General features: G+C 53.0%; 4 protein-coding genes. 3 read left to right on the top strand and 1 reads right to left on the bottom strand.

The genetic code is table 11. The features are described 5' to 3' along the window. Positions 1 to 223 precede the first annotated feature (223 nt). Positions 224 to 1,459 carry a hypothetical protein gene (locus Q1Q75_RS22165; protein ID WP_300675341.1) on the bottom strand — a complete coding sequence of 412 codons (1,236 nt, stop codon included), beginning with the start codon at positions 1,457 to 1,459 and terminating at the stop codon, positions 224 to 226. Between the two features lie 49 nt (positions 1,460 to 1,508). Here Q1Q75_RS22165 and Q1Q75_RS22160 point away from each other — a divergent pair, with 49 nt between their 5' ends. From Q1Q75_RS22160 to Q1Q75_RS22150, 3 genes are all read left to right on the top strand, one after another. After that, positions 1,509 to 2,348: a sulfurtransferase gene (locus Q1Q75_RS22160; RefSeq protein ID WP_300675338.1), complete on the top strand. Its 840-nt coding sequence runs from the start codon at positions 1,509 to 1,511 to the stop codon at positions 2,346 to 2,348. A gap of 1,705 nt (positions 2,349 to 4,053) precedes the next feature. Further along, positions 4,054 to 4,956, top strand: coding sequence for a 3-hydroxyacyl-CoA dehydrogenase (locus Q1Q75_RS22155; protein ID WP_300675336.1), 903 nt, complete (start codon positions 4,054 to 4,056; stop codon positions 4,954 to 4,956). A 1,452-nt stretch (positions 4,957 to 6,408) separates the two neighbouring features. Next, the gene (locus Q1Q75_RS22150; protein WP_300675334.1) at positions 6,409 to 7,101 is read left to right on the top strand and encodes a hypothetical protein; all 693 of its coding nucleotides are present in this window, start codon (positions 6,409 to 6,411) and stop codon (positions 7,099 to 7,101) included. Positions 7,102 to 7,242 lie beyond the last annotated feature (141 nt).

Here is a 7,242-nt window from a genome sequence, read left to right as displayed (position 1 = left end):
TTCGCAAACCCGCTTTCAAGGTGGCTCACCTTGCCGCCGGAGGCCGCTCTCTGACGCTTTTTTCTCTCGGCCCCAGGCTCTCTCTGCCTCCAAGCTTGAAACCCCTCAACCTATGCGCTTGTGACGACCCTCGCATGCCCTCAAAGATCGCGCGAATGCGGATGCATTACAGCCTGTAAGTGAAAAATCCGTATGGCATTCGCAAACCCGCTTTCAAGGTGGCTCACCTTGCCGCCGGAGGCTTGCTTTTTGATTTTTCGCCTGTCGCCCGATGCCATCCCACAACCCAGGCGCACACCGGAATAAAAAAGATCCAGAAGGGAATCCAGACCCCTTCATCCCAGACTCCTCGGGCAAGAAAATTCGTCAAGACCCCATAGCCCAGGAGGGGGGTGAGGGTGAGCAAGTATGGGGCGATGATGTCCCGGGCAGCGCCTCCCATCAGGGGAAGAAACAGGGCCAGGTAAAGGCCATACCAGGGGTGCAGGGTGGGGGTGGTGAGGAGCCAGAAGCTGGCGGCCCATCCCAGACACTCAAACAGAGACAGCCCTGTTCGCCACTGGCGGTACAGCACGCCCCCTGCCCCGCAGCAAAAGAGAACGGCGGTGGCCAGCCTTGCCGCCAGATTCATCCCGGTCAGGTCGCGAAAAAGGCAAAAAAGAAATCCGGAGAACTCCCAGGTGGACCCGTACAGCCAAAGGGTCTTGAAGGCGTTCCCCGAATGGGGCAGGTACGGCACCACGAGAAACATCGAGGCAACAGCCCCGCCCGCCACAAACCACCCCACCCGCCGCCTTGCCGCAAAAAGAAAAAATGGGATGAAAATCACCGGCATCAACTTCACCCAAAAGGCCAGGGCAAACAAACCACCGGCCAGGGCGACCTGCCGCCGCCCCGTCCCGGTGGCCCACATCCCCGCGCCCAGAAGAAAGGGCAACGCCAGGGCATCGATGTGGCCAGACCAGGCGATCTCCCAGATCACCAGAGGGTTCCAGGCATACAGCACCGCCCGGGAGCCCGGCAGCCCCTGGCGTGTCAGAAAAAAAAGAAGCAGCCCCACCCCGACCATGTCGGCCGTCACGAGCAGGCCCTTCATCCCAATCAGGCCAAAGGGGGCGGCCAGACGAAAAAAAAGCTGGGCTCCAGGCGGGTAAAGGGTCACCAATCCCGGATGGTTGACCTTTGCCGCAAGGTCCGACACAATGGGGTCCGTGGTTGGGTACGCCTTGGGCGAAAAGGCGTAGGGACTCTCCCCCGCCTGCTGCACCCGCCCGTCAAAAAGATACCGGTGGATGTCGTCTGAAAGAAGGGGGGAAGCAAAAACAAAGGGAAGACGCACCAGCAGCGCCACCGCCACAAGGGTCCCCATATTCAGGGGAACCCGCCCTGAATCGGCCAGCCGATAAGCGGCATAGACCAGTCCCCCCTGCACGCAGGCAGCCACCATCAGAAGTTCCATGGCATAAGGCCCGCGACAAGACCATAAGACCGTCCAGGAGACAAGACACATGCAAAAGGGAAAGACGACTCTCATACCCATGCTCTGGTTGGTGTTCACAATGTTTTTCGTTGGATTGCCCGCCGAAGCGGTGGAGCGGATCGCCCCTGAAACGCTGATCGCCATGGAGAATAAACCCGTCATCCTGGATGCCCGCCCACAAAAAGATTGGGCGAAAGGCCACATCCCGGGCTCCATCTCCTTTAACTGGGTTGAGTATACAAAAACCGACGCTCAAAAGATACCTTACAGAACCCTCCCCCCCCAGGAAATGGCCACCGCCCTGGGTCGGATCGGTATCACCGAAACCTCTCCCATTGTCATCACCGGCGACGCCGATGACTCCTGGGGCGGTGAAGGCTGGATCGCCTGGACCCTCGAATGGATCGGGCATCAAGGCCCGGTCTACCTCCTGGACGGCGGCCTCCCCGGCTGGGAAAAAAAGGGCCTCCCCCTGAACCGAAAAAACACCCCACGTCCCCAGACACTCTACACCCCCCATCCCAACCCCGCCCACTTCATCACGGCTGAAGACCTGAAACGCACCCCAAGCGCCTTCACCTTGATTGACACCCGCTCCTTCACGGAATGGATCACCGGCCACATCCCCGGAGCCATCCACATCTCCTGGAAAAAAATGGTCGATAAACCCTCCCGCACCCCCATCACGCCAGAGACACTGAAAAAAATCCTCACCAGGAAAAAAGTCCCCCTGGACAAACCCATCGTCTACTACTGCACCGGCGGCGTCCGATCAGGCTGGGCCTGGATGGCCCACGACATGACCGACCTCCCCCCCGCCTTTAACCTCGAAGGCGGCTACGAAGAGTGGCGCAAGGCAACGCGTTAAGGGCAGAAGGGAAGAAAGGAAGAAAGGAAGGGAAAAGAAAAGGGAAAGGGGAAAAAGCCTCCGGCGGCGAGATGGGCCACCTCGAAAGCGGGTTTGCGAATGCGCTTGGGGGGGCGTAACTCCGGGCTGTAAGGCGTTCGCATTCGCGTGAGGTGTAAGGAGACGCACAGGGGGTCGCAAGTGCATGAGCTGTCGGTGGATAAAGCCAAAACACCTTGAGAGCAAGCTGAGAGGGCACATTGAAAGTCGTCACTCCGGGCTGAAATGCGTCCGCATTCGCGTGACGTGCAAGGAGACGCACAGGGGATCGCAAGTGCATGAGCTGTCGATGTGTTGAAGCCAAAAACACCTTGAGAGCAAGCTGCGAGGGCACATCGGGAGTCGTCACTCCGGGCTGAAATGAATCCGCATTCGCGTGAAGTATAAGGAAACGCAAAAAGTGCCGCAAATCCCTGAGCTGGAGGTGGCCGTGGTGCCACCACGCCATTGTCAAAACCCTGGCAGGATTTCCATTCGTGGGCCCGAGGTCTCTTCCAGGTCTCAACGGAGCTGTTTTTCGGGCGCGCCGTGCTCCGTCGCGGCATTTACGCGATACCGATAGAAGGAAGTCGATTGCTGGGATGTGATAACTAGCCTTTTGGGTCAGGCGGACTGCCCCCTTTTGATACCCTTTTTTTGCTGTTGTTCCCTGTTCGTGCTTTTCGTGCCTTTCGTGGTTCATGTTTTTAGGTTTTTCATCGTTTCAACGACTTCAAAATATGGAAACAATCCAAAAGCAAAGGAATGACCACGAACCACACGAAAGGCACGAAAAAGGGCTAAGAGCCAAAAGACCAACCCCTGTCTTCACCCTTCTCCCGTTATCCCCCATCTGCGTTAATCTGCGACTAATGAAGGGTATACCCGGTGACGCCCTACATTCGGGTTAGGTGCTCTGGCCTCTTTGGTACCCATTTTTTTTCTAATTACCATCTTTCCCCAGCCATGTTTGACTGATCAATGAACAGGGTTTGGTGCAACATAATCTCTGTACGCTGGTTATTATTGGAAACCTGTAGGATGGGCAAAGGTAGTGCCGTGCCCATCTGGCACGGGGGCAACCGATCACGCCGGGAAAAGAGGCTGCGTCGTCGAAATTGATGTAATTTTCATCGTTGTGGGTTTCCCGACTGCCAGATGGGCACGCTTCGCGCTTTGCCCATCCTACGACGCCCCCGTAATCTCACAGGTGTTGGCAACATTGGAGCCTGGAATGAACAGGGAACCCATGGCTGTGAATAGGAGGGAATTAGATTTTTTTTTGCGGTTGTTCCCTATTCGTGCCTTTCGTAGTTCATGTTTTTAGGTTTTTCATCGTTTTAACGACTTCAAAATATGGAAACAATCCAAAAGCAAAGGGATGACCACGAACCACACGAAAGACACGAAAAAGGGCTAAGAGCCAAAAGGCAAACCATTCGGAGTTTTGGCGGTGCGCAAGCACACCCCGGCGACCATTCCATCATTGATATATCGCGGATACACCACATATGAGGGATAAAGACTGCGATATATCGTGGGCTCCCCCCAGCACCTTTCTATACGCCCGCCAAACGGGCCTCTAAATTCGTGGCACGCTTGTTGCCTGATTTTTTCCCATACGCCGTGTCACCCACAGCGATATCCCCGACACGACGATCTCAAAAAAACCTCAAAGGAGAGACACATGGCGAAGACGCAAAAGGTATTGATTGTCGGAGCAGGAACCATGGGACAGCAAATCGGCTATCAATGTGCGGCCTGCGGCCTGGATGTAACGCTCTATGACACCAGTGAAGAGGCCCTTGAAAAGGCGCTCATTACCATGAAAAAATTCGGAAAACTCATGGTGGCAGGCGCCCGGGTTACCCAGGAAGCAGACGACGGTGTCATGGCCCGAGTTCGCACCACCACGGACCTCACCGAGGCAGGAAAAGACGCCGACATCGTCAGCGAATCCGTCCCCGAAGACCCGAAGCTCAAGGCAAAAGTCTTCTCAGCCCTCAACGAGATCTGCCCGGCCCACACCCTCTTCACCACCAACACCTCCACCCTGCTCCCCTCCATGATCGCCGAGGCAACCGGCCGCCCAGACCGCTTCGCCGCCCTCCACTTCCACGTCGTCCTCACCACCAACATCGTCGACATCATGCCCCACCCCGGCACCTCAAAAGAAACCCTTGAAGCCATCCGCGAGTTTGTCTTCCAAATCGACCAATACCCCATCGAACTCAAAAAAGAGCAAAACGGCTACGTCTTTAACACCATGCTCAGCCAGCTTTTTGACTCGGCCCTGACCCTTGCCAGCCGCGAGGTAGCCTCCGTGGAAGACATCGACCGCGCCTGGATGGGTATCATGAAAACCATGATGGGCCCCTTCGGCATCATGGACTCCATCGGCCTGGAGACCATATGGAAAATCACCGACTACTGGGCCCAAACCAGCGAGAAGTCTCAACCCCAACGCAACGCCGACTTCGTCAAACGCTACGTGGACGAAGGAAACCTGGGCATTAAAACCAAAAAAGGGTTCTACTCCTATCCCAATCCCGCCTTCTTCAGCCCGGAGTTCATGAAAGGGATTAAATAAAAAGCACAGGGGCAAAAGAAGGCCTCCGGCGGCAAGGTGGGCCACCTTGAAAGCAGGTTTCCGCTGGGCTTTGCCCCCATGTCACGGCGTAGCCGCAGGCGAAGACGGATCGCTTGTCGCGCCGTAGCCCATTGGCGTTGTTCGAATGGTGACGCATTGACACGGCGCAGGCGGACTTGTCACGCCGGAGGCTTTTGCGTAGGCGGATTCCTCGGGGCAAATCACATACGCTGAAATGACGGGAAAGGATGATCACGAAAAGCACGAAAGACACGAAAAAGGGCCTGAAAAGCCAGTAACTATTCAGCCCAATTTACTTCAAACGGCCAGAGTAACGAAAACATCCTGCAACGTGACACCTCGTAGGGTGTGCTTGCGCACCATTTGCTGGTAAAACCGCCGCCTTTTGCCCTTTCCAGGCGGCGTGAAGGGCATCCGTGCATGGACTTTCATGACCCTTGCGGTTACTCCACGGTGCGCAAGCACACCCTACCTCACAGCCCCAACACCGTCGGATAGGCACCACATAAGGATGCCCCCCTTTATTACCCCTCTTTTTAAAGCTATGAGAAGCTGAATAATTACTAAAGAGCAATGCCTCCGGCGGCAAGGGTGGCAAAGCCACTTAGGCTTAAACACCTCGAAAACGGATTGCCGCCGTGCTTACACCTTGCCACCGGCAGGCGCTTTTGATTTCACATCCGCTGAAGTGAAAAGGGATGACCACGAAACGCACGAAAGACATGAAAAAGGGAAAAGGCGTACAGCGTATGGGGCCTGTCTCCTGCAATAAAACCCACAAAACTCAGCCACAGATAACACAGATGGGCACAGATCCGGCTCCGCCGGGAAAACCAAAGCAGAATCATAAAAATTATCGGCCGCCAGAGAGGGGAAACCGCTGTAGCGGAAAAACCTTGAATGCCGATGGCCATCATGATCCATGATAAAATCCGAAACGGTGGCCGACGTCCATGTTTTGCACCCTGAATAAAAGGAAGCATACAAACTTGATTCACAACCGGTTATTAAACCCCAAACATGGAAATCTGCACATATCAACTGCCCCAAATGGAATTATTTCCACCTATCGCGGTATTCAAGGGCCAAAGATGGAAAACGAAAGGCAGGTATATCAATAATTCGTGGTTACTCAGGAAGGAATCAGCGCAGAAGGCCAATAGGTGAGAATCAACGTATCACCACATGAATCAAGGAGGTTATGAGTGGCGAAATAATCCATTCTTGATTTGTGATACAAACTATGATCTCATCGACAATAACTGGAAAAACTGTTCGGTAGTATTAAACATTAAAACATGGAACCCACCCCCTCCAATTTTCCACTTTATCCCCTTGGATATCGGATATCCTGTCCGAATGTCATGTCTATAGCGGTGATAGATAGAAAAACTTGCGGGTTATTCACAATGTTAGACATCGAGAATGAACATGACTGATTACTATGATGAATATGAGCACGATATCCCATATAAAGTTTGGGATGACATAAATTTTGGTATCATCACAATGGGCCTGAAGAGGCTACCTTTCTTCAAAGACGATTTGTACCTTGGCATGCAAGCAATGAATGTCGGTATTGTCGATTCAGTTATTACAGAATATGAGTATTCTTTGCTTAGAGAGTGGTTTGAAATAGAACGTACACCAACAGAAACAGCTATGGCAGTATCAGCAATGTCACAAATGTGGATATATGGGTTGTACGAAACTCTTCGATTGTGGCGAGATAGAAAGTTTCAATTTCAAAAGCTTCATGACAATGGGGGTATTGATTTAAAAGTAGACAATATGTCTCAAGGTGATCCTAACAATATAACTATTGAAATAAGAAAAAGACAATTAATTAAATATAAAGAAGACTCTGATTATCGTGATAGCGTCAATGACACTTGGGAAAAACTTGAGCATAGTTATCGAATGACAGAATTATTTAGAATGAACCTTGCCAAGCATTGTGCACCCGGAAAAAATGGCGCCGTGCCAAGAGCACCTGGTTATGGAAGGATAAATCGCTGGTGTGGTTCAATGGATTTTGAATTAATTGATAAAAATGGGTATTATACTTATATGAATCGTAGAGATATTGCAGATGGTCTTCGTAATGCCCTTGAAAATGTCTAATCGGGTAGCCGGGGGTTTCTCTCCCCCAGCCCCCACACCACCCGGCATGCGGGTCCGCACCGGGCGGTTCACAAAGATTACCGGGCCGTAGCCGGGTAATGGATCTTCACCCACTTCTCTTTAATGGAAATCAGGCCCTGT

This window comes from Desulfoluna sp., assembly GCF_030145185.1.
In the GTDB taxonomy this organism is placed as follows: Bacteria; Desulfobacterota; Desulfobacteria; order Desulfobacterales; family Desulfolunaceae; genus Desulfoluna.
This window is presented reverse-complemented; position numbering and strand designations above follow the sequence as displayed.